General features: G+C 60.2%; 22 protein-coding genes. 14 read left to right on the top strand and 8 right to left on the bottom strand.

The genetic code is table 11. From position 1 onward, the window contains the following. Window positions 1–314 precede the first annotated feature (314 nt). Genes MHK05_RS05815 through MHK05_RS05785 form a run of 7 tightly spaced genes read left to right on the top strand, consistent with a single transcriptional unit; the run spans window position 315 to window position 8273 of the window. On the top strand, window positions 315–3296 hold the full coding sequence (locus tag MHK05_RS05815; protein WP_239205431.1) for a Na+/H+ antiporter subunit A: 2982 nt from the start codon (window positions 315–317) through the stop codon (window positions 3294–3296). Then, a complete protein-coding gene (locus MHK05_RS05810; RefSeq protein WP_200288613.1) occupies window positions 3297–3797 on the top strand; it encodes a Na(+)/H(+) antiporter subunit C in 501 nt (166 codons plus the stop codon). After that, the gene (locus tag MHK05_RS05805) at window positions 3790–5616 is read left to right on the top strand and encodes a Na+/H+ antiporter subunit D (RefSeq protein ID WP_239205429.1); all 1827 of its coding nucleotides are present in this window, start codon (window positions 3790–3792) and stop codon (window positions 5614–5616) included. Before MHK05_RS05810 ends, MHK05_RS05805 begins: the two co-directional genes overlap by 8 nt. Next, window positions 5609–6136 (top strand): Na+/H+ antiporter subunit E, encoded by a 528-nt coding sequence (locus MHK05_RS05800; RefSeq protein ID WP_239205427.1) that lies wholly within the window; start codon window positions 5609–5611, stop codon window positions 6134–6136. Before MHK05_RS05805 ends, MHK05_RS05800 begins: the two co-directional genes overlap by 8 nt. Then, on the top strand, window positions 6136–6411 hold the full coding sequence (locus MHK05_RS05795; protein WP_086588236.1) for a monovalent cation/H+ antiporter complex subunit F: 276 nt from the start codon (window positions 6136–6138) through the stop codon (window positions 6409–6411). The genes MHK05_RS05800 and MHK05_RS05795 overlap by 1 nt, the downstream gene beginning before the upstream one ends. Next, window positions 6408–6788, top strand: coding sequence for a monovalent cation/H(+) antiporter subunit G (locus MHK05_RS05790; protein WP_239205425.1), 381 nt, complete (start codon window positions 6408–6410; stop codon window positions 6786–6788). The genes MHK05_RS05795 and MHK05_RS05790 overlap by 4 nt, the downstream gene beginning before the upstream one ends. A gap of 15 nt (window positions 6789–6803) precedes the next feature. After that, on the top strand, window positions 6804–8273 hold the full coding sequence (locus MHK05_RS05785) for a glycosyltransferase 87 family protein (RefSeq protein ID WP_239205423.1): 1470 nt from the start codon (window positions 6804–6806) through the stop codon (window positions 8271–8273). Between the two features lie 34 nt (window positions 8274–8307). Here the strand turns inward: MHK05_RS05785 and MHK05_RS05780 are convergent, their stop codons facing one another. From MHK05_RS05780 to MHK05_RS05770, 3 genes are all read right to left on the bottom strand, one after another. Continuing rightward, window positions 8308–9444 carry a glutamate--cysteine ligase gene (locus MHK05_RS05780; RefSeq protein WP_023019965.1) on the bottom strand — a complete coding sequence of 379 codons (1137 nt, stop codon included), beginning with the start codon at window positions 9442–9444 and terminating at the stop codon, window positions 8308–8310. A 180-nt stretch (window positions 9445–9624) separates the two neighbouring features. Further along, a complete protein-coding gene (locus MHK05_RS05775) occupies window positions 9625–10428 on the bottom strand; it encodes a LytR C-terminal domain-containing protein (RefSeq protein WP_023019966.1) in 804 nt (267 codons plus the stop codon). Window positions 10429–10451: 23 nt separating this feature from the next. Then, the gene (locus tag MHK05_RS05770) at window positions 10452–10727 is read right to left on the bottom strand and encodes a DUF3263 domain-containing protein (RefSeq protein WP_086588240.1); all 276 of its coding nucleotides are present in this window, start codon (window positions 10725–10727) and stop codon (window positions 10452–10454) included. Between MHK05_RS05770 and MHK05_RS05765 the strand changes: the two genes are divergently transcribed. From MHK05_RS05765 to cls, 4 genes are all read left to right on the top strand, one after another. Then, window positions 10726–11349, top strand: coding sequence for a peptide deformylase (locus MHK05_RS05765; protein WP_023019968.1), 624 nt, complete (start codon window positions 10726–10728; stop codon window positions 11347–11349). The two genes, MHK05_RS05770 and MHK05_RS05765, sit on opposite strands and share 2 nt — an antisense overlap. After that, window positions 11349–12338 (top strand): N-acetylglutamate synthase, CG3035 family, encoded by a 990-nt coding sequence (locus MHK05_RS05760; RefSeq protein WP_239205421.1) that lies wholly within the window; start codon window positions 11349–11351, stop codon window positions 12336–12338. The genes MHK05_RS05765 and MHK05_RS05760 overlap by 1 nt, the downstream gene beginning before the upstream one ends. Window positions 12339–12426: 88 nt before the next feature. Further along, window positions 12427–13236: an exodeoxyribonuclease III gene (locus MHK05_RS05755; protein ID WP_239205419.1), complete on the top strand. Its 810-nt coding sequence runs from the start codon at window positions 12427–12429 to the stop codon at window positions 13234–13236. Beyond that, the gene (gene cls / locus MHK05_RS05750) at window positions 13237–14700 is read left to right on the top strand and encodes a cardiolipin synthase (protein WP_023019971.1); all 1464 of its coding nucleotides are present in this window, start codon (window positions 13237–13239) and stop codon (window positions 14698–14700) included. It begins immediately after the preceding gene. A 131-nt stretch (window positions 14701–14831) separates the two neighbouring features. On the opposite strand, the gene MHK05_RS05745 is transcribed toward cls, so the two are convergent. The 3 genes from MHK05_RS05745 to MHK05_RS05735 are packed head-to-tail and all read right to left on the bottom strand — an operon-like array spanning window position 14832 to window position 17125. Next, the gene (locus MHK05_RS05745; protein ID WP_023019972.1) at window positions 14832–15611 is read right to left on the bottom strand and encodes an ABC-2 transporter permease family protein; all 780 of its coding nucleotides are present in this window, start codon (window positions 15609–15611) and stop codon (window positions 14832–14834) included. A gap of 6 nt (window positions 15612–15617) precedes the next feature. Beyond that, window positions 15618–16601: an ABC transporter ATP-binding protein gene (locus MHK05_RS05740; protein WP_023019973.1), complete on the bottom strand. Its 984-nt coding sequence runs from the start codon at window positions 16599–16601 to the stop codon at window positions 15618–15620. Window positions 16602–16630: 29 nt separating this feature from the next. After that, complete coding sequence (locus MHK05_RS05735) at window positions 16631–17125, bottom strand: NUDIX domain-containing protein (RefSeq protein ID WP_239205417.1); 495 nt, start codon at window positions 17123–17125, stop codon at window positions 16631–16633. Between the two features lie 70 nt (window positions 17126–17195). Here MHK05_RS05735 and MHK05_RS05730 point away from each other — a divergent pair, with 70 nt between their 5' ends. From MHK05_RS05730 to MHK05_RS05720, 3 genes are read left to right on the top strand one after another with little or no spacing between them, the layout of a single operon-like run. After that, window positions 17196–18641 carry a GlnX family signal transduction membrane protein gene (locus MHK05_RS05730; protein WP_239205415.1) on the top strand — a complete coding sequence of 482 codons (1446 nt, stop codon included), beginning with the start codon at window positions 17196–17198 and terminating at the stop codon, window positions 18639–18641. Further along, window positions 18641–19654, top strand: coding sequence for a glutamate ABC transporter substrate-binding protein (locus tag MHK05_RS05725; protein ID WP_023019976.1), 1014 nt, complete (start codon window positions 18641–18643; stop codon window positions 19652–19654). Before MHK05_RS05730 ends, MHK05_RS05725 begins: the two co-directional genes overlap by 1 nt. Then, entirely contained in the window at window positions 19651–22164 is a 2514-nt protein-coding gene (locus tag MHK05_RS05720; protein WP_239205413.1) for a serine/threonine protein kinase, read from the top strand. The genes MHK05_RS05725 and MHK05_RS05720 overlap by 4 nt, the downstream gene beginning before the upstream one ends. Window positions 22165–22285: 121 nt before the next feature. Here the strand turns inward: MHK05_RS05720 and MHK05_RS05715 are convergent, their stop codons facing one another. Together MHK05_RS05715 and pta are read right to left on the bottom strand one after the other, a co-directional pair. Further along, entirely contained in the window at window positions 22286–23509 is a 1224-nt protein-coding gene (locus MHK05_RS05715) for an acetate kinase (RefSeq protein ID WP_239205411.1), read from the bottom strand. Then, window positions 23510–24871 (bottom strand): phosphate acetyltransferase, encoded by a 1362-nt coding sequence (gene pta / locus MHK05_RS05710; RefSeq protein WP_239205409.1) that lies wholly within the window; start codon window positions 24869–24871, stop codon window positions 23510–23512. Window positions 24872–25039 lie beyond the last annotated feature (168 nt).

Here is a 25039-nt window from a genome sequence, read left to right as displayed (position 1 = left end):
CCAGCCTGGGTCCTGGCTATTGCCGCGGCACTGCGGCGTACCCCGCTCCCCACGGAGCGGGGTTTCTTTATGCCGCAAAACAGCAGCATATAATACAGCGCCAAAAATAGTTCTTTCAAAGCCGTAGAAAAGCCGGTAAAGTGGCAAAAAGTTGGCCCCGCGCTCGGCCATGTTGCTTGCACTATGCCCCCGCGGCGTACTCAGCGGCGTGCGGCTCGTGAATGTTCTCGTCTCTCAGTAGTTGTGATGCTCGTGGTGTTCGCGGCAGCGGGGCAAGAGAACGCGATACAACCAAAAGGAGCGCAGTAACCAACGTGCTAATACTCCTGGGTACTCTCATCGCCGCCACCGTGGTGGCACCGCTGCTCATCATGCGAATGGGTCGCCCGGCATTTGGAATTTTGGCCCTAGTCCCCGGCGCAGGCTTTGTGTGGACGCTCATGCACTTTCTGCGCGGCACCTTCGCAGACGGTGGCGCGGTTGAGCATACCGTGGAATGGATGCCCTCCGCGAACCTAAGTTTTGACCTCCGCTTAGACGGACTAGGCGCGCTGTTTAGCCTCATCATCTTGGGCATGGGCGCGCTGGTATTGATCTACTGCTGGGGCTATTTCGACGGCACGCGACGCCGCTTGGCCATGTTCGCGGCGCAAATGGTGGGCTTCGCCACCGCCATGTTTGGTCTAGTGGCCGCGGATAATTTCCTGCTGATGTACGTGTTCTGGGAGATTACCTCCCTGCTGTCTTATCTCTTGGTTAGCTACTATGCGGAACGAGCCTCCTCCCGCCGCGCGGCCCAGCAGGCGCTGATGGTCACCGCGCTGGGCGGGCTAACCATGCTCATGGGCATTATCTTGCTCGGGCGACAAACTGGGGCGTGGACCTTTAGTGATATCTCCGCCTATGAGAACTTTGCGCAAACACCCTATGTCACGGTGGCCATCGTGCTCATCTTGGCGGGCGCACTGACAAAGTCTGCAATCGTACCGGCGCACTTTTGGCTCCCCGGCGCGATGGCGGCGCCGACTCCGGTCTCCGCTTATCTCCACTCCGCCGCGATGGTTAAGGCCGGCATCTACCTCGTCGGGCGCTTGGCGCCCTCGATGTATGAGGTGGCAACCTGGCACGTGGTGGTTATCTCCTTAGGCGTATTTACCATGCTGCTCGGTGGCTGGATGGCGCTCAAACAGCGCGACCTGAAGCTGATTTTGGCCTATGGCACCGTCTCCCAGTTGGGTTTTATCACCTCCATCATGGCCGTAGGCTCGCGGGAAGCCATGCAGGCCGGCCTCGCGCTGACCTTTGCGCACTCGCTATTTAAGGCGGCGCTTTTTATGGTCGTCGGAGCTATCGATCACTGCTCGGGCACGAGGGATATCACCAAGCTATCCGGCTTGGGGCGCAAGGAGCCCTTCCTTTTCGGTATTGCGATCATTTCCGGGTTCTCCATGGCCGGCGTCCCACCACTGTTTGGCTTCGTGGCTAAAGAGGCCGTGCTGGAAGCCACCATGCACGAAGAGCTCTTGACCGGCATGCCGCGCAATATGATGCTTGTGGCCTATGTCCTCGGTTCTATCCTCACGATGGCCTATACGCTGCGCTTTTTGTGGGGCGCCTTTGCCACCAAGAAGGAGGTCAATGGAACGGAGCCCGCAGAGGCCGTCGCCAAGATGCATCCGGTCAACCTGGGGCTATGGCTCTCCCCTGTCTTACTTACCGTCCTGACAGTGGTACTTGGTGTATTCCCCAAGCCGCTTTCGGCAGCCTTTGACCAACACCTCAATTCCACCTTCGGCCCGGAGGAGCATAGCGAGCTAGCCCTGTGGCATGGCTTGACGGTGGCGCTGGGCCTCTCCGCACTCATTATTGTGGCCGGTATTATTATGCACTGGCAACGCCAGGTCCTGGTCAAGTGGCAATTCTCCTACCCCGCACTGGGCAATGCGGATGACGCCTACGATTCGGTCATCGCTCTTTTGCGCCAGCTCTCGCTGCGCACGACGGCAACCACGCAGCGCGGCTCCCTGCAGCTGAACTTGACGGTTATCTTTGCCACGTTGATGCTGCTGCCACTGGCTATGATCATCAAAGGCGATCTCACTGATATCCGCATGATAGTGGCGGAAAATCCTTGGCAGATCGTCGCCGCCTTCATCATCATGGTGGCCGCCGTGGCTGCCACGGTCACCGATAATCGTTTATCAGCCGTCATCATCGTCGGGGTGACTGGCTATACGCTCGCCTTCATCTTCGCTCTGCACGGTGCGCCGGACCTGGCGCTGACGCAGCTGTTGACCGAGACCATCGTGATGGTTCTTTTCATGCTGGTTCTGCGCCGCATGCCGGCCTCCACCGAATGGAAGCAGGACCCCAAGATGGGCCGCCTGCGTGCCTGGCTTTCCGTGGGCACGGGTCTTACCGTCACCGTAGTAGCGATGTTTGCTATTAACGCGCGTCAGTCCAAGCCCATCTCCGAGTTCATGCCGGATCTGGCCAAAGAGATTGGACACGGTGCCAATACTGTCAACGTCTTGCTGGTGGACCTGCGCGCCTGGGATACCTTTGGCGAAATCACGGTGATTATCATTGCCGCACTGGGCGTGGTCTCGCTGGTTTATCGCACCCAATCTTTCGGCCGTGAAAGCCGCCGCCCCACCCTGCGGGTTACCGGCCGGCGGTGGCTGGCCGCCGGGGTGGAATCTGAGCAAGCACTCAACCGCTCGCTGATGATCGATGTCTCCACCCGCGTGCTCTTCCCGTCCATGGTCGCACTGTCCTTCTATTTCTTCTTCTCCGGCCACAATGCTCCTGGCGGTGGCTTTGCCGGCGGCCTCGTGGCAGCGCTAGCACTCATCCTGCGTTACCTGGCTGGTGGGCGCGCGGAGCTGGAAGAAACCCTGCCTATTGACGCCGGCCGCACCATGGGCACCGGTCTCTTGCTGTCCGCACTAGCCACGGTGACCCCGATGTTCTTTGGTCACCCGCCGCTTACCAGCGGATACACCTCACCGGAGATTCCGCTCATCGGCAAGGTTTCGCTACCTTCAGCGTTGGTCTTTGACGCAGGTGTCTACCTCATCGTCGTGGGGCTCACGCTCTACATCCTAAATTCCTTGGGCGCCAAGCTGGATGAAGAAGAGGATATGCGTAAGCAACGTGCCCGCGATCGCGCCCGCTCGCTGGCCCGGCAGCAGCGCCAACGCACCGCCAAGCAAAAAGCGCAACGGGCCCAACGCAAGGAAAAGAAACAAGCCGCTACAGCAAGCACAGCCGCCACCACAGGGAAGGAGAAATAAATGGAAGCCAACCTCTTCCTCCTCTTGGCCGCCGGTGTGCTCGTAGCCGCGGGCGTCTACCTGCTCTTGGACCGCGCCATGACCAAAATGCTGCTTGGACTGCTGCTTTTGGGCAATGGCGCAAACCTCTTCCTGCTGCAGTCCGGCGGTTCGGCCGGTTCTCCGCCTATCGATGGCCGCGACTCGGAACCTTTCGGCACCGAGATTGCAGATCCGCTGGCACAAGCAATGATTCTGACTGCCATCGTCATTTCCATGGCGCTGACGGCCTTCATCCTTACCCTGGCCTACCGCCAGTACCGCTACCGCACGGATGATGTCATTGAAGATGACGCGGAAGATACCGCTATTGCCGCCAAGGCCGCGCGCCCCGGCAATGCGGCCGCCAGCCCGGACCACGATGCGTCCAATGATCCGGCTACCGGCCGCGCCACCAAGCAAGGCGATAACTTCGGCCCTGCATCCTTCGAGGAACCAGTAAAGGGGGCCCGCGATGAGTGAGACCGTACAGCCGCTTGTCGATGCCCTCTTTCCCTACATCGGCTACCTCATTCCGCTGCCCATTATTATCCCGGCAGTGGCCGCGGCCCTCGCCTTGATCTTTTGCCGCATTCCCAATGTGCAGCGCCAGATCGTATTTTTCTCACTGCTCATTACCGCCGTGGTCAATGCCGTACTCATCCTCATCGCAGATTTTGAAGGCATCCAAACCCTGCAGGTAGGAGGCTGGGACGCCCCGGTGGGTATCACGCTCGTGGCGGATCGCCTCTCTGCGGTCATGCTCTTTACGTCCTCCGTGGTGCTGTTTTCTGTCATTTGGTACGCCATTTCTCAGGGCGTTCGCGACGGCACCAAGGACGAACCGGTGGCCGTCTTCTTGCCCACCTACATGCTGCTGACCATGGGCGTTAATATCTCCTTTTTGGCTGGCGATCTCTTCAACCTCTACGTGGGCTTCGAGGTCTTCCTCGTGGCGTCCTATGTGCTGTTGACCTTGGGGGCCTCGGCTGGTCGAGTGCGCGCCGGTGTGGGCTACGTGATGGTGTCGATGGCCTCATCCATGATCTTCTTGCTCGCGTTGGGGTATGTGTATTCCTCCGTGGGCACGATGAACATGGCACAGATTGGCCAGCGCATGCAGGACATTCCGGAAGGAACTCGCACCGCTATCTTTGCCACGTTGCTCGTCGCCTTTGGCATTAAGGCCGCCGTGGTCCCGCTGGATGCCTGGCTGCCGGACTCCTATCCCACGGCACCTTCGCTGGTTACGGCCGTCTTTGCCGGCCTGCTGACCAAGGTGGGTGTCTACGCCATCATCCGCGCCCGCACCTCCGTCTTTACTGCGGGTGGGCTCGATACCGTGCTCATTTGGGTAGCCCTCGCCACGATGCTGGTGGGTATTTTGGGCGCCATCGCGCAATCCGATATTAAGCGCCTTTTGTCTTTTACCCTGGTCAGCCACATTGGTTATATGATCTTCGGCGTCTCTTTGGGTACCGCGCAGGGGCTTTCTGGCGCCATCTTCTACGCCGTACACCACATTCTGGTCCAGACTGCGCTATTTCTGGTGGTCGGACTGGTTGAGCGCCAGGCCGGAACATCTTCGCTGCGCCGTTTGGGCTCGCTGATGTATTCCGCCCCGCTCATCGGAATCTTGTATTTCATCCCCGCCATCAACCTGGGCGGCATCCCGCCGTTCTCCGGTTTCCTGGGCAAGGTCATTTTGCTGCAAGCCGGTGCGAATGAAGGATCCTGGATGGCCTGGGTACTTATCGTTGGAGCCGTGGCTACCTCCCTGCTTACCCTCTACGTGATGATGCTGGTGTGGGCTAAGGGCTTTCAACGCGACCGCGCCGATGCCCCTGAAGGCAACGTGGCGCTCGCCCGCCCGGCCCCGCTTTCCGATATCACCGATGAGGTGGAATTTTCCTCCCGCCAGGATGTGGGCAGGGTGCCCTTTGGCATGATCGCCTCTACGACCCTGCTGGTGGCCGCGTCTACGTCCATTACTTTCCTGGCCGGACCGATTTCCGGTGTAACCTCGCGCGCGGCCGAATCCGCGCAGGATACGTCCATCTACCAGTACGCCGTGCTGGGCGACCGCGCGGATGATCCCACCCGCCACCTCAACCAGAAGGAGCGCTACACCGGCGGCGCTGATTCCTATGAAAATAGGCGCAGCCACTCTCCTGAGGCGGAGCCCCCGGCCTCGCCGGGCCTGGATTCCCGCACCGATCCAGAAGCCGGTGGACGCGATGCGCATTCCACCACCGTAAAGTCCCCGGACGCCGCCAAGAGGAAGGATATTAGCGATGACTAACTCGCGCTTTTCCGGCCTGCACCACCGCTTCCGTCCGTGGTTCATCGTCTGGCTCATCATCATGTGGTGCATGCTGATGGGCGAGGTCACCGTGGGAAACTTGGTGGCGGGACTTATCATCGGCGTCGTTATTGTCTTTGCCCTACCGCTGCCGGCCATGCCGATTACCGGCATCGACGTCTCCTGGGGCAAGCTCATTGCTTTTATGCTCCGCTGGTTCTGGGAGTTGTTCTACGCCTCGCTCAAGGTGGGATGGCTGGCCGTGCGCCCGCAGCCGGTGCCCAAGACCGCCATCTTGGAGCTGCCCATGCGCTTGGATAATGAGTTTGCCATCTCTTTGGCGGTGACGCTGTACAACCTGCAACCGGGTGGCACGGTAACCGATATTGATATTGCTAACCGCATGCTCACCGTCCACATCTTAGATGCCCACGATGAGGAGCAAATCCAGCGCGAGATCAATGCCGTGGCCCGTATGGAGGCCTCATTCATCGAAATCTTTGAAAGGAGCCACCCCTAATGGATCCTCAGATCTACAATGCGATTTTGCTGGTGGCCGCCGCGCTGCTGGTCGTCTCCTTCCTCATTACCGTCTGGCGCATTATCACCGGGCCTAATTCGCTGGACCGTTTGGTGGGTATGGATGGCTTTACCGCGATGTTCCAGTGCGCGCTTGCTACCTACATGTGCTGGTCGCTCAACACCACGGTGGTCTCAGCCATGCTGGTCATTGCACTCTTGGGCTTTATCTCTACCGTGTCGGTTACAAGGTTTAGGAAGAGGGATAACCAATGAGCTGGTCCTTTATCACTGATGTACTCTCGCTCATCCTCATTATTAGCGGCAGCCTCCTCACCTTGGCCGCAGCCATCGGCATCGCTCGATTCAAAGACACAATGTCGCGCGTACACGCGGTGAGCAAGCCGCAGACCACCGGTCTTATCCTCACCATCCTGGGCGCGATCATCCGCCTCACGGGCGCGGAATCCTTCAGCGTGGCCGAGCGGGGGGATTTAGGAATGCTCATTTTGCTGGTACTGTTTGCCATGTTCACTAGCCCGGTAACCGCGCAGCGCACCTCACGTATTGCACGCCGTGAGGGACTGTACGGCACCGAGGAAACCATGTCCCGCAACGACCGCCCCGCCGCGAAGTCGCTGCGCCGCAAGTAGGAGACGCTTTTCACCGTGAAAAAGCTTTATGGGCTTCCCACTGTGGTGACTTTGCTCGCCGCCCTCATCGGCGTCATTGTCTATCGCTTCAGCATCTACGATGGCAATAGCGCCTTTGTGTGGCGCGTTCCGCTAGATCTGAAGATTTATTGGCTCGCCGGTGGTGAGGTAGCGCAGGGCGCAAACTTGTACGATAACGCCTATATTGGTGACCTGCCTTTTACCTATCCGCCCTTTTCCGGCACTCTTTTCACGTGGCTTTCCTCGCTTGCCGACGACCCTTTGATCCTCCTTTGGCAAGGCGGCACCGCCCTTGCCCTGTTTACGGTCATCATGCTGGTTCTGCGCGAGCGCGGGCTCAAGCTCTCCCCGGCAATGTGGTTATTGGGCATCTTGCTTTTGTGCTGCACCCCGGCAAATGAACCGGTACACGGCACCCTATTCTTTGGCCAGATCAACATCTTTTTGATGTTGCTGGTTGCCTTGGACCTCCTCCCGCGCAAGCGGGCCCTGCCGGGCATCGGCATCGGTTTGGCTGCGGGTATGAAACTTACCCCCGCTTATATGGGACTGGTTCTGCTCTTCCAAAAACGCTGGTGGCAGGCGATTATCGCCATCTTGACGTTCGCGGTAACCGTTGCCATTGGCTTTGTAACCATCCCGGATGCCGCCGAATTCTGGACCGATGCCATCTTTAAATCCTCCCGCGTGGGCGAGCACACTAACCCAGGTGCGCAGTCCATCCGCTCCGTGATGGTCCGCGCATGGGGCATCGACGGCGGCTGGGTATGGCTTGCCGCCGTGGTCGTGGTCTTTATTCTGACCTGCTTGGCGCTGCGTACCGCGATGAAACACCGTAATAACTCGGCCGCGCTTGCGCTCGCCGGTATCAGTTCCTGCTTGGTCTCCCCCTTCTCCTGGTATCACCACTGGGTATGGACGGTGCCGTTGGCCGTCGTCGTACTGGTTTCCGTTAACCAGGCGCTGGGCAGGCGCTTGCACGGCTTCCTCGGCGCACAGTTCGCTGGTTTCGTATCCGTGCTGGCCATGTGTGCGGTAACCATGCCGTTCATTTCCGCCCCCGTGTGGCTATCTGCTGCGAGCCGTTCCCTCAACCACTGGGATCTGCAGCCCTGGGGCATGTTGGCCTTTACCGGCGCCGGCGTTATCTATATCGCCTTCTACGCGGTGTGGGGATTTATCCCTGGCACCCAACCGGCCAAGGAAACGACCGCCCCTGGTAGCCCCCAGCAGCCCGCTGCCGCGCAACCTGCTGCCACCACGACCGCGGCCCGTCCGGCGCATTCAGTGAACACCGAGTCTACGACCCGTGGTGGTCATTCACGGGCAGCGCGCACTATCAGCGATGAAACGGCAGAAATGCCCGCGGTGGGTCCCGAAACGCGCGCTTTCCCCGCGTCCCAGGACATCACCGATATCCCCGATACCCCGGCTTATGGGCGCCACTCGCGCTCCGAGGACTAAGCCCGAGGCGGCTACCGGCCCCTGCCCTCCCGCTTTAGAGCGGGCGGAAGGTGCGCAGCTCGCGGCAGGTCTCCTCAACCACCTCGCGCCAGCTGCCAGTTTCTTTGAACAAGCGGCGCTGCCGCTCATAGCCGGCGCCGCCATCAATAATTTCGTGGATAAGCTGCAGCTCATTAAAGCATCCCAGCTCGCGGGCGATGGGGGCGAGTTCTTCCACCATCTGCGCTAGCTCGTCTTTGACCCAGGCTTCATCGGTCTCGCGGGAGGTAATTACCAGCGCATCCATGCCGTAGCGGGCGCCGCGCCACTTATTTTCTGCCACGTGCCAGGGCTGCAGGGTGGGAAGGGGTTCCGCGGCGTCGATAAGCCGGTCGTAGTAGACCACCAAGCAGTGAGTAAGCGCAACGATGGCGGAAAGCTCGCGCAGATTCGACGTCGCATCGCTCACGCGCACCTCCACCGTGCCCCACTTGGCGGCCGGCCGAATATCAAAGTGCATGGAGCCGGTGTGGTTGATAACGCCGGAAATCGCTTGGTCGCGCATATAGGACTGCCACTCGGCCCAATCGCGGAATTGATATGGCATGCCTGCGGTAGGCAGCTGCTGGTAGAGCATGGTGCGGTTGGAAGCATAGCCGGTATCCAGGCCCTCCCACCCCGGCGAGCACGCTGATAAGGCCAGCAAGTGGGGGTACTTGGTCATTAGCGCATTGATGATGGGCCACACGCGGTCCTCGTGGCTAATGCCCACGTGCACGTGCGTGCCCCAAAGCAACATCTGCTTGCCCCAGTACTGGGTGCGCGCGATGATTTCTTGATAGCTGGGTTTATCCGAAAGCGGATTCTCGCGGAAATCCGTAAATGGGTGCCCACCGGATGCCCAGACATCTACCCCCAGCTTATCGGCGGCTTCTTCCACCGCGTTCAGGGAATTTTTCAGGTCAGCGATTGCTTCCGGAACGGTGTGGCAAATGCCTGTAACTAGCTCCACCGTATTTTGGAGAAATTCCTTTTCCAGATGGATATCGGGATAGGTCGCATTAGCCAGATCGATAAGTTCCGCACCGCGCGGGACGAGGTCGCGCGTTTCGCGGTCCACGAGCGCTACCTCCCATTCCACACCTAGCGTTGGTTCGGGAGAGCGGGCGAATTGTTCTGCCGGGATCTTCACCCATTCAGCTTAACGGCTGACAGGTATTAAGACGTGAATTTTATTTAACCCATTCTCAGCGGCGGCCGTGCGGGTAGGCAATATCTCAGATCATAAAAGTCCAAGGGCATCCGGCCACAGAACAATAAAGTTTCTTTCTGGCCGGATGCCCTTGGACTTTAGGTCAGGTACGCAGCTAGCTTAGGCCTGCGGCACCGCTAGGGCGACAACGACGGCGCCGTCATCGGTTGCTTCCTTAGGCAGGTCGCGATTCATGGGCGCGATATCGGCCTGATAGCGAGCGGCTACCTCTTTGGCCAGTGCTTCAGCAGAGGTATCGCCTTCCGGGTAGAAGACGGTGGTCTTCGGGACGGTAAGGACATCGCCAGGCAGGTTGCCCACGTAGCCCACCTTGAAGCCGCCGCCTTTGAGGGAATCGGCTTCCTTCTTGGCTTTGTCTACCTCACCGGAGTTATTGAGGACGCTGACCTTAATATCTTTGCGGTCGCGCGCGGCGGAGTGGGCGTTTTCCTCTCCTGCAGCGTCATTGCCCTGAGGCGCAGCAGCCTCGTCGGCAGCACCGGAAGCAGCCGAATCACGTGGGGCATCGCCCTTTCCTGGCGCCGGTGCAGGGGAAGGAGCGCTTGCGCCCTCGGAAGCGCCTGGGGCACCGGGGGCACGGGAACCTGCGGCATCGGGACCAGCGGAGCCTTCGGGTGCGGCACCAATGGTGGAACCGGTGGAGTTTTCTTGCTTGTTCTCGGAGGCCACGGTGGAATCATCGTCGCCCGAGGTTATGGAGTACAAAGCCCAGAGGCCGAGCATGACGGCCACCGCGATGAGGACCATCGCCAGGCCGCGCAGCGGGAGTCCGCCCTTTTTAGCGTGCGCGCCGCCACCAGCGGGGCGCTTAGCGGCACGGGAAGCGGACGCACCGGCAGCGGAGCCGGCGCGGGTTTCGTCGGGTACCTTGTCGGTCGAATTTTCCGGATTCACATTAGTCACATACGCAACACTAGTACCCAGAATTAACTAAAAGGGGTATTTCCCCGCGCGGCGCGCCGCGTGTTTTCTCTCTCCTCGCGCACGCGGCGCAGCCGGGCGACTAGGAGCGGGTGGGATTGGGCGGCCGCGGGGGCGTCGAGAAGCAGGTTAAGGCGCTGATGGTAGCGCACCGGGGAGATATCCAGTTGCGCGCGGATGGCCTCTTCCTTGCGGCCGATGCTGCGCGGCGCGGTTTCTTCAAAGTCCAAAATGGCGGCGTCTAGGTCAGACAAGGGGTTCATGCCTAAACTGTAAGGCATGACTATTCGCCCCATCGTTATCCACGGCGAGCCCGTGCTTCACAACCCCACCCAACCGGTGGAAGAATCCGAAATTTCCACCCCGGAAATGCAGCAACTCATCGCGGACATGTATGAAACCATGGATGCCGCCCATGGCGTGGGCCTAGCCGCAAACCAGGTAGGAATTGGCAAGCGCCTCTTTGTCTACCACTGCCCTGATACGGACGGACCCAATGGCACCGAGCTGCCGTCCGAAAAGGCAGGCATGCGCAAGGGCTGCGTTATTAACCCCGTGTTGGAGACCTCTGAAATTCCGGAGACCATGCCGGCTGACGACGGCTCCGATGACGAAGGCTGCCTCTCCGTTCCAGGCGAGGGCTTTCCCACCGGCCGCGCCGACTGGGCACGCGTGACCGGCAAGGACGAAAACGGCAACGACATCTCCGTCGAAGGCTATGGCTTCTTCGCCCGCTGCCTGCAGCACGAGACCGGCCACCTCGATGGCTTCCTGTACACCGATACCCTCATCGGCCGCTATAAGCGCCAGGCCAAAAAGGCCATCAAACGCAATGGGTGGACCGAGCCGGGTTATTCCTGGGTACCGGGCGAGGACGCCGATCCCTTCGGCCACGACGACTAATGTCACGTATCTTCCGCTCCGATGCCGTCCAGGTGGGCGAGCGCGTGGTGGCCCGGCGCGATTTCGGCGGCGTACATAGCGACGTCATCGGGCACGTACTGAGCCTCAATCCGCTGGTTATCCGCCCGCAGGAGGTCGGTGGTTTCCCCTCTGACCTGGATGCGGTAGAGATCCCGCCGGAACAGCTGAAGATTATCAAGAGGCTCTCCCCGCGCATGGTCCGCAATTCCGATATCCGCGCCGTGGAGGTTGCAGCGGCCGCGGCTTTCCGCGGCGGGGAACACGCCTGGACAAGCGATGGTTCCTGGCTCCTGCGCGCCGGCGACGGCGCTACCGGCAGCTCCAATTCGGCCGTGCCTTTGGGCCCTTCGGCCGGCTTTACCCCGGTGCCGATGGAAGAGATTAAGGACTTCTTCGCCCGACGCGACCTGCCGGTGCGCCTATTGGTTCCAGAGCGCATTGGCAAACCCGCCGAGCGCCTGCTTGCCGACGCCGCCTGGGAAACCGAACCAGAAACGCTCGCTATGGTCTTGCGCGATCTGCCCGCGCTTGCCGAAGCCCCCTCTGCTTCCCCCACCTTCCATGTCGAAGACCATCCCGATGACCGGTGGCTGGAGATGTATCACTCCCGCAGCGGAACCCTTTCGCCTCAGGCACTGAAGCACCTGAGCGCCCCCATCGAGGGCACACTTGGCTTTGGCCGCCTAGCGCTCGAAGGCATAACCGTCGCCATTGCCCGCGGTGCCATTAGCGAATCCGGCGATGGCACCGCGTGGCTGGGCCTTTCTAATGTGGAGGTAGCTGCGAACTCCCGCCGCCGCGGATTCGGCACCCTGCTAGGCCAGCACCTGCTGCACTGGGGCCGCGATAATGGCGCGGAGCATGCCTACCTCACCGTTCCGGCTTCCAATACCGCAGGAGTGCGGCTGGCTGAGAAGCTCGGCTTCATCGAGCAACACCGCCGCGTCTACGCCCGCCTGCGGGGCTAGGCCCCGCGCAGCACCCTTTCGGGCTGGGTGGTGAGCCTTATGGGACTGCCCACTGACCTCGCTGCAGCGGGCAGGTACTGTATGTGGCATGCGCATCGCCACGTGGAATATTAACTCCGTTCGTACCCGCACACAGCGGGCGCTGGACCTTATCTCCAAGCACGATATCGACGTTTTGTGCCTGCAGGAAACTAAGGTAAAAGACGATAAGTTTCCACGCGAGCCCTTCGAGGAAGCGGGTCTGCACGTCACGTGCCACGGGATCAACCAGTGGAACGGCGTGGCCATCGTGTCCACAGACGCGCCCGAGAAGGTATTTGTAGGTTTCCCGGGACAACCCGGCTTTGCCAAAGATCCAGATAAGCCACAAGACCGTGAAGCACGAGCGCTAGGGGCCCGCATCCGTGGCGTAGAAATGTGGTCCCTCTACGTGCCCAACGGCCGCGAGATCACGGACCGCCACTATGACTACAAGCTGGACTTTCTCTATCACCTGGCGCACTATGCGGAAAATAATGCGCAGTCTAAACTTCTCTTGACCGGTGATTTCAATATTGCTCCGCGCGATGAAGACGTATGGGACATCGAAGCCTTCCGCGGCAAGACGCATGTCACCGAGCCAGAGCGCGCCGCATTCCAGATGCTGGAAGAGTCCGGGCTCGAGGAGGTCACCCGCCGGTTCACGGAGGACCAACGCTATACCTACTTCGATTACAAGGGCATGCGCTTCCAAAAGAACGAAGGCATGCGCATCGATTTCCAGTTGGCTTCCGCCCCACTTGCCCAACACGTAACCGGCGCACAGGTAGACCTGGTTGAGCGCGCCGGCGATAAAACTTCCGATCACTGCCCGCTTCTCGCAGATTTCGATCTGCCCGATTTCGATTCCGTGCGATAAATGTCTTGGTCGCTTGATCTCAGCTTCTGGCAGCTATTATTCCTAATCCTGGATTACGGCATCAAGATTATTGCCGTCGGCTTCGTGCCCGAAGGCCGCCGCCCGTCCAGTTCCACCGCGTGGCTGCTGGCTATTTTGGTGCTGCCGTTTATCGGTCTGCCGCTGTTTTTGCTTATGGGCTCGCCGTATATCAACCGGCGCCGCCACCGCATCCAGCAGCAAGCAAATGAGAAGATTGAAAACGTCACGGCCCACACCCCTGACCACCCACAGGGCATACTTTCGGCAGAAACTGAGTCGGTCATCCGGCTCAACCGCGAGCTGACCGGATTCCCAGCGTTGGTGGGCCACAACCTGGGTCTGCACGCGGATTATGACGAGTCCATTCGCGCTATCGCCGCCGCCATTGACCGCGCCAAGAAGTACGTGTCCATCGAGATCTACATCCAGTCCTGGGACGAGGTCACGGACGTCTTCTTCGAGTCACTGCGCAGGGCTACCGCCCGCGGCGTGAAGGTGCGGCTACTGCTGGATCAGATCGGCAGTTTTAAGTACAAGGGCTATTTCAAGCTGGGCAAGCAGCTGACAGAGATAGGCGTGGACTGGCATCTCATGCTGCCCATTCAGATACACAAGGGCCGTTTCCGGCGTCCGGACCTGCGCAACCACCGCAAGCTGGTGATCATCGATGGCAAGGTGGGCTTTATCGGCTCGCTGAATATGATTAAGCGCCAGTACAAAACCAAGGACCGCTACTGGATCGACTACATGGTGGAACTCTCTGGGCCAATTGTGACTTCTATGTCCGCGGTCTTCGCCGTGGATTGGTACCTAGAGGCAGACGAGAACCTTCCCCTCGATGAGCTGCCTTATGACGACGCCCAGACTGCCGACGCCAATCACCTCCAAATCATCCCCTCCGGACCTGGTTATACCACTGAGCCAAACCTGCGAATGTTCAACTCCCTGGTTCACCACGCCAAGGACCGGCTAGTTTTGTGCTCGCCCTACTTTGTCCCGGATGAGTCCTTGCTGGAGGCCGTGACCACCGCTTGCTACCGCGGCGTGGATGTGGAGCTTTATGTATCGGCAAAGGCGGACCAGTTTATGGTCAACCACGCCCAGTCCTCCTACTATCAGGCCCTGCTAGAGGCAGGCGTACACATCTACCAATTCCCCTATCCCTTTGTGCTTCACTCCAAGTTCATTATTACCGACCCGGACGATCCCGGCCGCGATCCGCTGTGTATGTTCGGCTCCTCCAATATGGACCCGCGTTCCTTTGGTCTGAACTATGAGTCCACCATGCTGGTGGCCAAGGGAGACCTCATTGACCAGTTCAACCAGCTCGTAGCCAATTACCGCGCCGTGTGTCACGAGCTAACTTTGGAGGAATGGAATGAGCGCGGCTTTATCCGCCGCTACGTGGATAATGTCATGCGACTTACCTCCGCGCTGCAGTAGAGCGAACACGGACCACCGCGGCTGCAGCGAAAACGGTCCGGAAACAAGACACCGCCCCGGTGAGCAGCGAATGAGCTGCCGGCCGAGGCGGTGAAGCGCCTAAGCAATGGGGGCTTAAGCGTTAGAGGTGTTTAGGCGTCGCGCTTTTGCAGGACGATGACGCCGAGGACCCACAAAAGGAGAGCCCAGGCAATAAATACCAGGCAAAATACCCAGTTATCTTTCCAGGGAGCATCAACCGGATCTATCTCCCACAGCCAAGACTGGAAAGACTTGAACGGCATAAAGTTGACCAGCTTGCTACCAAACTTGGGAAGGGCAGCCACAAGATTATCCACGCCGAGGAAGAGGATGAGACCAATGGCCACGGAACCAGCCGTCGAGCGCAATAACAGTCCGAGACCTTGGGAGAAAAGGACGAGCAGCGCGGCGGCTAGAGGATACTTCCACAGCTGCTTCTGCCCCATCTCATCGTCCCAAGGCTGGAATTGCGCGGCTACCTCATCGTGAGCAAAAAACTCGGTGAGCAGGTAGGCACCCACCACGGCCACAAAGGTCAATGCTGCGGCGATAACCGCGTACATGAGCAACTTGACCACAGCGACCGACCAGCGGCGTGGGGTGGCCATGAAAGTGATGGTCTGCGTACCAAAGCGGTACTCAGTGGTGACAATCATGATGGCTTGGATCATGAGTACAGGCAGGCCAAGGGAAAAAAGGAAAGTCACTGCGCCATCTGGGGTAATAATCCCCATGCCCAACTCCACATCCTCGGGGGTTTCCGCCGGTTGGGTAAGGCGAGCATTCAAGATGGCCCAACCCCAGACAAAGAAGAGGAAGATGAAGGTAGTCCACCAGAAGGAGCGGGTGGTGTGCAGCTTGGTCCATTCGGACTTCAAAGTATTCAGCATGGCGACTTAAACCTCCTGCTGGGTGGGTCGAGCGAACGGAGTGGCGGCGCCAGCGGTTCCGGGGGTGGGGGCGCCGGTGGAGCCGTGGTACTGGACGGCGTCGCCAGTAAGCTCCATGAAAGCATCCTCTAGGGAGGCGCTCTTGAGGCTTAGCTCATTAAGCGGCACACCGGTGGAGTACGCCAGCTGGCCCACGAAATCCGTGGTCTGGTTGGCAATCACCAAGCGGGGGCGGCCTTCCTCGTCGGTGGACTCGGTAAAGGAGATTCCCTCGGCGCGCAGAGCAGAGCCAAAGGCATCGAGGTGATCGGAGCGCACCAGCACGGAGGACTCCGAGTGGTCCTTCACAAAGTCATAGGTGGGCTGGTCCGCTACCAAGCGGCCCTTACCAATGACCACGAGGTGATCTGCGGTTTGGGACATCTCCGACAGCAGGTGGGAAGAAATCAAAATGGTGCGGCCCTCTTTGGCTAGGGCACGTACCAGCTGGCGGACCCAGCGAATGCCCTCCGGGTCAAGGCCGTTGACCGGCTCGTCCAAAATGAGGATGCCCGGGTCACCGAGCAGTGCGCCGGCGAGGCCCAAGCGCTGGCCCATGCCGAGGGAGAAGCCGCCGACTTTCTTACCGGCGACGTCGGAAAGCCCTACCAGCCCCAAGACCTCGTCAACGCGGGAAGTAGAAATGCCATTGGACTGTGCGATCCATTTCAGGTGATTAGCGGCGCTGCGGTTGCGGTGCACTGCCTTGGCATCGAGCAAGGCACCCACCTCACGCAGGGGCTGCTTGAGCTCGTGGTAGTGCTTGCCGTTAATGCGCGCCTTGCCGGCCGTAGGAGCATCCAAGCCGAGGATCATGCGCATGGTGGTGGATTTGCCCGCGCCATTGGGGCCTAGGAACCCGGTGACCATGCCGGGTTTTACCTGAAAGGTGAGATCATCAACGGCGCGGACAGACTTATATTGTTTAGTCAGTCCTTCTACTTCGATCATGGCACTAGAGTGCCATAAATCTGGCAACTTTACCTGTTCAATGCCTCCATACTCTCCCGCAGGGTGGGAAAGGAGCGGCGAAAGGCAGCCAATAATGGGAGGGTCTCCACCTCGTCGAAAGGCACCCAGCGCAGCTCATAGGACTCTTCATTAGCTGTAGTAGGAAGCGGAACACCGGTGCGCGTGCGCGCGAGCACGGTGGTATAGGTCCACTCCCCCGGTAGATCCCCCGCTGCGGGATAAGGCCCGGCCGTGACTTGCGCAGCGAGTACCTCTACATCGTGGGGCGCAATCGCGCATTCTTCCTGAGTTTCGCGCAACGCGGCCTGGGTCGGCGTCTCCGTAAAATCACGGGCGCCACCCGGAATCCCCCATGTATCGCCGTGATTGGTCCACGCGGCACGGTGTTGGAGAAGCACCTTGCGCCCGGCAACAAGAAAGAGGCCAGCGGCACCGAATTTTCCCCAGACCCGAATGCCGCCAGGACCTGCCGCCCAGCCGTCTCCACTGTGAGGATTATGCATGCTGCCTATCCTAGCCACACACGCGGGTATATGGTGGCGCCCAGCACACTGCGGACGCTATTCTGAGTTAATGACCGAGCAGGCAGTCCGGGCAGAAAGCGTGCACAACGAGCACGCTCACCCGAGCGATCACTGGCTCGATGAGGTCACCGCGCCCACCGGCCCGGCCTTCAGCGGGCTCAGCAGCCGCGCCATGCAATGGTTCGCAGGCCCGGCGCGCCTGATGCGCCGCTTTTACTACTTTGCCTCCACCACCCCGGGCAAGCTTTTTACGGTCACGCTCATCCTCACCGTGGCCCTGGGCGCTGCCGGCTTATCGATGTCCCAATCTTCCGCCGCCCGCCACTCCGATTTGGACGAGCTGCTAAGCACTACCGAACCGATGTCGAATGCGGCGCACCACCTTTATAGTTCGCTTTCGGTGGCCGATACCGTGGCCACCACCGGCTTCGTACAGGCCGGTGTGGAATCAGAGCAAAATCGCGATAGCTATAACGAAGCTATTGATGCCGCTTCGGTGGCAGCCACCGAATCCGTGCTGGGTACCACACAGGAAGATGGCCGTGTGCGCGAGCTGGTGACCTTTATCCAGCGCGAGCTGCCCGTCTATACCGCGATGGTGGAAAAGGCCCGTTCTAATCACCGGGCGGGCAATGCGGTAGCTAACTCCTATATGTCCAATGCCTCTGCACTAATGCGCGAGCATATCCTGCCGGCCGCCTCCGAGCTTTTCCAACTGACCACCGCCAAGGTAAACCAGCAGCAGCAAAAGCTCACTTCGCCGCAGTGGGTGCCGCTCTCCGGCCTCTTTGCCGCGCTCTTTTTCCTCGTTGTGGCCCAGTGGTGGCTGTGGCGCCAGACCCGCCGGCGTTTTAATCGTGGCTTTTTGACGGCCAGCGTGCTGCTCTTCCTGGCCATTTCTTGGGTAGCACTATCCAACCTCGCTACCTGGTCCACCGGCCACCAGGGCTTTGAGACAGCCTCGCGCCCATGGGATTCGCTGACGGCTTCGCGTATTGAGGCGCAGCAGGCGCGCACCTCTGAAACCCTGGCGCTGGTGCTGCGTTCCTCCGAGGAGGATACGATGGTGCGCTTTTCCAGCTCGATTAACTCCATCGAAATGGCCTTGCAGGATTATGAGGATGCCCTCAATGATGAAGACGTGGAGGTCACCGACCCCGAACTCATCCACAGCGCCCGGGCGGCCGCCGAGCAGTGGCGTGGCACCCACGATAAGCTCATGGGCGCGCTGAAAGACGGCGACTATGATGAAGCCATCTACCAGGCCACGGCCACCGAGCCCAAGGACGGTGAGATGACCACGGCGCGTTCCTATGACGAGCTCGACGCGGAGCTCTCCGATCTCATTAGTCAGGCGCGCGTCGCTATGCGCAGCTACCTGGAACGCGGCCTGACCGCCATGACCGCGGTGTCCTTGGCCGTATTCTTGCTGACCTTATGCGCCATTATCGCCGTGTGGCTGGGCATCCGTCCCCGATTGCAGGAGTACCTCTAATGCGCCGCCCACGCCTCGTCCTCGCTTCGCTTGCCTGCGTCTGCGCCGCGCTGCCTCTGGCTTCCTGCGATGTCCGCTCTACCCCGCCACTGGAGGCGCCCGCCGAGCAGGCCCTTGACGCAAAGCCGGGCCCGCCGCTGCCAGATGGGGCAAAGATTGAAAAGGCAGGAACCACCCCCGCGCACCGCGCCTCTGGTGAAGACATTAAAGGCAGCTACCGCCCAGATGACAAGAAAGCGAAAGAACGGGTGCCGGACATCGTCAAGCGCGGCCGGCTCATCGTGGGTGTGGACCGTTCCAATAACTTGCTGAGTTACCGCGACGCCGCCTCGGGTGAAGTACGCGGCTTCGAGGTAGATATCGCCCGCGAGGTTGCCCGCGATATTTTTGGTGATCCCAATAAGGTGGACTTCCGCTTCGTGGAATCCTCCAACCGAGTCGATGCCCTTAATTCCGGCGCGGTGGACATGATTGTGCGCACGATGACCATTAGCCCGGAGCGAGAGCGGGAGGTGGCCTTTTCCATCCCCTATATGCGTACCCAAACCCGCATGCTGGTGCTCAGCAAATCTGGCATCAAATCCATCAAGGACACCGCTGGGAAGACGCTGTGCGGTGTGGGCGAATCCACCGCACTCGATACCATCCGCGAGCACGCCCCCAAAGCCGATATCTTGGTCACCCGTTCCTGGGGCGATTGCCTCATGGCACTGCAGCTCAACCAGGCCGATGGCATCGTCGTCGATGATGCCCTGCTCTCCGGCATGGCCGCCCAGGATTCCTATACCTCCATCGTGGGCGAACCGCTGGAAACCGAAAACTACGGCGTGGCCGTGCGCCTGCCCAGCAAGCAGCATGACACCCGCCCACTGCTGCGCCAAATAAATTCCACGCTAGAGCGCATACGCCGCGATGGCACGTGGTCTTCCCTTTTTGAGGAGTGGCTCGGTGCCTACTTAGAAGAGCCCACGCTGCCGGCCGGAAAGTATATCGAGGAGGAGGCTAAACCATGAGCCATAACCCGAACTTTAGCGATGATGAGCTCGAATACATCGAGCCGGAAAACCTTGATACCCAGCGTGCCTTCCGCCAGCCCACCAATGCCACCAATTCCGCGCAGGAGCCGGATGCGCTAGGCGATGCCTCCTCGGACGACGGCCCCGCCACCGCAGCCGTAGCTTTTGACCCGTTTGCGGACGAAGACGAGGAAGCAACCGCGGCGGTGGCCTTTGATCCCTTCGCAGACGATGACGAGGATGGCGATGGTTCCATCGACCCGGACCATATCTCTAGCCTCTTGGCGGACCTAGACAATATCCGGGCTAAGCGCGAACAGCAGCGCGCCCAGCAGGCCCAGGAGGACTCCTCGCAGCGCTCGCGCCGCCGCGCACTCGATACCTTCCGCGAGCGCCGTGGCACCCACCGCACCGAGCGCCGCGTGGCCGATGGCATGGTGCGCCTGCCGTTTATCACCCCCTCCGAGCCGACCGACGCCCTGATCGACCCACACGAGGCATCCTCCGGTAAAAAGATCCCGCCACCGCAGTTACAGCCTGGTGACATGGTGGCCGGCCAATATGAAATCTTGGGCGTCATCGCCCATGGCGGCATGGGCTGGATTTACCTGGCCAATGACCACTTTGTTTCTGGAAGAGTGGTGGTCCTCAAAGGTATGCAGGCACAAAAATCGGCCGATGAAACCGCCGCTGCGGTGGCAGAACGCGAGTTCCTCGCGGATATTACCCACCCGGGCATCGTCAAGATTTTCAACTTCATCGATGACCCCCGGGTACCCGGCGGCTTTATTGTCATGGAGTACGTCGGCGGGCCGTCGCTTAAAAACAGGCGGAAAAAGCAGACGGACAAGCTACTGCCGGTCGATATCGCAATCGCTTATATCCTGGAAGTCCTGCCCGCGCTGGAGTACCTGCATTCGCGCGGGGTGGTCTATAACGACTTAAAGCCCGATAACATCATCGTCACCGAGGACCAGGTCAAACTCATTGACTTGGGCGCGGTCTCCGGCATCGGCGCCTTTGGCTATATCTACGGCACCAAGGGTTATCAGGCCCCGGAAGTCGCCACCGAGGGGCCTTCCATCGCCAGCGATATCTACACCATCGGCCGTACCTTAGCCTCGCTGTGCCTCAAGCTTCCTACCGAAGACGGCGTTTATCTGCCAGGTATCCCCACCCCCACCGAGGAGCCGGAACTGCGCCGTTTCTTGTCCTTATACCGCCTGCTACAGCGCGCCACGGACCCGGATCCGGAGCGCCGCTTTACCTCCATCAAGGAGCTGCGCACCCAGCTCTACGGCGTGCTGCACGAGGTCATTGCCATCCGCGACGGCCTGCAATATCCTTCCCAGCACTCGCTCTTTTCGCCGCAACGTACCACCTTTGGCACCAAGCACTTGGTCTTTCGCACCGACCAGCTTATTGACGGCATCGATCGCACCGTCCAGATCACCGCCCCCGAGGTAGTCTCCGCCCTGCCCACCCCGCTGCTAGACCGCGACGATGTGGGCGCCGGCCTGCTGCAGGGTGCTTCCTACGCGGAGCCACAAGAAGCCCTCGAAACCCTCCGCCAGGCCATGCAGACCCCCGAGTACGAGCACTCGGCCGAAATTCCACTCGGCGTGGTGCGCTCCATGATCGACCTGGGCTATACCGGCCAGGCGCGGCAGTGGCTCAGCTCCATCGAAAACCGCCTCGGCCGGGACTGGCGCTTCCAGTGGTATGCCGGCATCACGGAACTGCTCCTCGATGACTACCGCGACGCCCAGAAATACTTCTCCGCCGTCCTCGATCTCCTTCCGGGCGAGGCGGCACCCAAACTCGCCATCGCCGCCATCAACGAGCTCATCCTGCAGCAACTGGACTACAGCGAAATCTCGCTCATTGATCCCAGGGTGGCCCGGGCCTGTTCCAATATGCATTCCACCTTGGCCGATCTCCCCAACTCCGCCTTTGAGGGCCAGCCAGAAATCTGGAACCACGTCACGCAAGACCCAGCTGCCCTGCGGTTTAACTCCATGCGCCTCTACGGCATCGTGTGGTCCACCAACCCCACCACCGTGTCCTCCTCCTTTGGCCTCGCCCGCCAGCTGCGCTCCGAGGGAGAGGTGGAGGTCGCCGTCACCGTACTAGACAAGGTTCCTAATGCCTCGCGTCACTACCGCATGGCCCGCTTGACGACGATTCTTCAGCTCATCGTCCACGATCTCTCCGAGTCCCGCATCCGCCGCGCTGCCCGACGCCTCGAAGAGGTCCCCACCAACGAGCCGCGCTTCCTCCAGATCAAGATCGCCGTCATCTCCGCCGGCCTTAACTTCCTGCGCAACGCGGATCTTTCCCATGCCGCCTCCCCCAACGATCTTTTCGAATACGCCTTCACCCAACGCGGTCTGCGCACCGGCCTGTCCGAGACCCTCCGCGCCCTCGCCCGCCAGGCACCGTTTAGCCGCCACCGCTACGCCCTCGTGGACCTTGCCAACCAGGTCCGCCCCGTGACCACCTTCTAGCTTGCGTTCTTTCATCTACTCGCACAGCGCAGAAAAACAAAAGAAGGGGGCGTGCGGTCTTTTTACCGCACGCCCCCTTGTTCACTGCTCGGCCGCTTTCGCTGGCCGGGGAGGAACCTTTCTATTTGTAAAGCCCAGCCTCACGCGCCATAGCGGCGATTTCGGCAGACTTCTGCGCGATAGCCAGCTCCTCATTGGTCGGAACGACAAAGACCTTAACCGGGGAATCCTCAGTGGAAATCATGCGCGGCTGATCGGAGCGGACCAAGTTGCGCTCCTTATCAAAGTGGATGCCGTACATATCCAGGTTGTACAGGGAGTCCTGGCGCACCTCGGTATCGTTTTCACCCACACCGGCGGTAAAGGTGATGGCGTCAACGCGGCCCAGGGAAATCATGTAGGAACCGATGAAGCGGCGCAGCTGGTGGATGTAGATATTGTAGGCCAGCCACGCGTCCTGGTCCTCGTTGTCGATGCGCTCGCGCAGCGTACGGAAGTCATTGACACCGGAGATGCCTTTGACACCGGACTGCTTATTGAGCAGGTTGTCAATCTCATCCACGCTCATGCCCGCTTGGCGGACAAGGTGGAAAATGATGCCTGGGTCAATATCGCCAGAACGGGTCCCCATGGCCAAACCGGCCAGCGGGGTCAGGCCCATCGAGGTATCAATGGCGCGGCCGTTGCGGATGGCCGCAGCGGAGGCACCGTTGCCCAGGTGAAGGGTGATCTGGTGGGTGTGCATCGGATCGCGGCCCAGCAGGCCTGGAACCTGCTGAGAGACGAACTCGTGGGAGGTGCCGTGGAAGCCGTAGCGGCGGATATCGTACTTGGATGCCACCTCATTATTGATGGCATACAGCGCGGCTGCCGGCGGCAGGGTGTTGAAGAAGGCGGTATCGAAGACGGCAACGTGTGGAATATCCGGCAGCATCTTGCGAGCCACGCGGATGCCGTCCAAGTTGGCCGGGTTGTGCAGTGGAGCCAGCGGGATGAGGTCCTCGATCATGGACTCGATCTGGTCCACGATGAGCTGTGGCTCGGAGAAGAGGCGGCCGCCGTGGACAACACGGTGACCAACGGCGATGACATCCACGTCGGTCGGGCCAACGTTGTGCTCGCTCATGATGGCAAAAGCGCGCTCAAGGCCGAAGGAGTGAGTAGGAATTTCCAGCTCTTCCTTGTACTTCTCGCCACCGGTCTTCACGGTGACAGCGCCGAGGGGCTCGCCAACCTGCTCGACCAAACCAGAAACCAACGGGGTATCCGTGGCGCTGGATTCGGGATCGACCAGCTGGAATTTAACGGAGGATGAACCTGAGTTAAGGACCAGAACGTATGACATTTATTTCTCTCCAGCCTGAATAGCGGTGATTGCAACGGTGTTGATGATGTCCGGAACGGTCGCGCCACGCGACAAATCGTTAACCGGCTTGTTCAGGCCCTGCAGAATCGGGCCCACGGCGAGCGCGCCGCCGGTGCGCTGTGCCGTCTTGTAGCCAATATTGCCAGCCTCCAAGTCCGGGAAGACGAAAACATTTGCCTGTCCGGCAACCTCAGAATTCGGCATCTTCTTCGCAGCAACGCCTGGATCGCAGGCGGCATCGAACTGCAGCGGACCATCCACCTTGACGGAGGAATCCAGCTTCTTGGCGGCCTCTACGGCGGCCACGGCGCGCTCGACGTCCGGGCCGGAACCGGAAGTACCGGAGGAGTAGGACAGCATGGCCACGCGCGGGTCGATGCCGAACTGGGAAGCGGTCTGTGCGGAGACAATCGCGATCTCACCCAGCTGCTCGGCGGTGGGGTTCGGGTTGACGGCGCAGTCACCAAAGGCCCACAGGCGGCCGCGCATGACCATCAGGAAGATGGAGGAGACGACGGAAGCATTCGGCTTGGTCTTGATGATCTGGAAGGAAGGCTTGATGGTGTGGGCGGTGGTGTGAGCAGCGCCGGAGACCATGCCATCGGCCAAGCCCTTGTGCACCATCATGGTGGCGAAGTAGGAGATGTCCTTCATCGTCTCGCGCGCCTGCTCGAGGGTGACACCCTTCTTCTTGCGCAGCTCGGCAAAGTCGGCGGCGAACTCCTCTGCCAGCGGGGACTCGAGGTGGTTGATGATCTCGGCACCAGCCAGGTCGAGCTTGAGCTCTTCGGCGCGGGCCTTGATATCGGCCTCGTTGCCCAGGATGGTCAGCTTGGCAACCTTATCGCGCAGCACCACGTGGGCGGCCTCGAGGATACGGTCATCATCGCCCTCTGGCAGAACGATGTGCGAACCGGCGGCGCGGGCCTGGTCAATGAGCTGCTTCTGGAAGAGGTCTGCGGACATGACCGGGGTGACGTCGCCAAGCGAGGCAAGTGCGCCCGGAACTGCTTCGAGATCGGTGAAGATGCCAGCAACGGTGGCACCCAAGGATTCCGCATTGTGCTGTGCCAGCTCGCCGGTGCGCTGCGGGGCGCCGGAAATGATGGCCAAGGGCAAGCCGAGGGCGGCAGCTACCTCAGCATCAAAAGAGATATCGCCGGTGCCCTGCGCCACGATGTTCTCGGCAGCAGGAGCCTCAGCGAGTACAGCGGCGACGGTGGGGCCAAAGTCTTCGAGACGGATGAACTCCGCCCCCAAGTCTTGGGCTAGGGCCGACACGTCGAGGCCATCAAAGCCACGGCCGATAGTGCTGATAACTGCGGAATGGGATGCAGACATGCAAATTACCTTTCATTCACGGTCACTTGAACACAATTAACGCGTGTCATAACTTCATGTCATCCATCACAGTTATTAACACGCGGTGACTCTTCCACTGTACGCGATTTACCCCCTCCTATGCCCTATCGTGACCGCCCTAAACTGGGGTTAGTAATGCTGTGGTTT

The organism is Corynebacterium nasorum, assembly GCF_022347325.1.
GTDB classification, from domain to species: domain Bacteria; phylum Actinomycetota; class Actinomycetes; order Mycobacteriales; family Mycobacteriaceae; genus Corynebacterium; species Corynebacterium kefirresidentii.
The sequence above is the reverse complement of the archived record's forward strand: the minus strand, read 5'-3'. Positions and strand labels throughout refer to the sequence as shown.

Bases quoted from the DNA above. Each gene is read 5' to 3' on its own strand.
- MHK05_RS05810 (WP_200288613.1), top strand. From the start codon at position 3,297: ATGGAAGCCAACCTCTTCCTCCTCTTGGCCGCCGGTGTGCTCGTAGCC.
- MHK05_RS05805 (WP_239205429.1), top strand. From the start codon at position 3,790: ATGAGTGAGACCGTACAGCCGCTTGTCGATGCCCTCTTTCCCTACATC.
- MHK05_RS05800 (WP_239205427.1), top strand. From the start codon at position 5,609: ATGACTAACTCGCGCTTTTCCGGCCTGCACCACCGCTTCCGTCCGTGG.
- MHK05_RS05795 (WP_086588236.1), top strand. From the start codon at position 6,136: ATGGATCCTCAGATCTACAATGCGATTTTGCTGGTGGCCGCCGCGCTG.
- MHK05_RS05790 (WP_239205425.1), top strand. From the start codon at position 6,408: ATGAGCTGGTCCTTTATCACTGATGTACTCTCGCTCATCCTCATTATT.
- MHK05_RS05765 (WP_023019968.1), top strand. From the start codon at position 10,726: ATGACTATTCGCCCCATCGTTATCCACGGCGAGCCCGTGCTTCACAAC.
- MHK05_RS05770 (WP_086588240.1), bottom strand. From the start codon at position 10,727: ATGCCTTACAGTTTAGGCATGAACCCCTTGTCTGACCTAGACGCCGCC.
- MHK05_RS05760 (WP_239205421.1), top strand. From the start codon at position 11,349: ATGTCACGTATCTTCCGCTCCGATGCCGTCCAGGTGGGCGAGCGCGTG.
- MHK05_RS05755 (WP_239205419.1), top strand. From the start codon at position 12,427: ATGCGCATCGCCACGTGGAATATTAACTCCGTTCGTACCCGCACACAG.
- cls (WP_023019971.1), top strand. From the start codon at position 13,237: ATGTCTTGGTCGCTTGATCTCAGCTTCTGGCAGCTATTATTCCTAATC.
- MHK05_RS05745 (WP_023019972.1), bottom strand. From the start codon at position 15,611: ATGCTGAATACTTTGAAGTCCGAATGGACCAAGCTGCACACCACCCGC.
- MHK05_RS05740 (WP_023019973.1), bottom strand. From the start codon at position 16,601: ATGATCGAAGTAGAAGGACTGACTAAACAATATAAGTCTGTCCGCGCC.
- MHK05_RS05735 (WP_239205417.1), bottom strand. From the start codon at position 17,125: ATGCATAATCCTCACAGTGGAGACGGCTGGGCGGCAGGTCCTGGCGGC.
- MHK05_RS05730 (WP_239205415.1), top strand. From the start codon at position 17,196: ATGACCGAGCAGGCAGTCCGGGCAGAAAGCGTGCACAACGAGCACGCT.
- MHK05_RS05725 (WP_023019976.1), top strand. From the start codon at position 18,641: ATGCGCCGCCCACGCCTCGTCCTCGCTTCGCTTGCCTGCGTCTGCGCC.
- MHK05_RS05720 (WP_239205413.1), top strand. From the start codon at position 19,651: ATGAGCCATAACCCGAACTTTAGCGATGATGAGCTCGAATACATCGAG.
- MHK05_RS05715 (WP_239205411.1), bottom strand. From the start codon at position 23,509: ATGTCATACGTTCTGGTCCTTAACTCAGGTTCATCCTCCGTTAAATTC.
- pta (WP_239205409.1), bottom strand. From the start codon at position 24,871: ATGTCTGCATCCCATTCCGCAGTTATCAGCACTATCGGCCGTGGCTTT.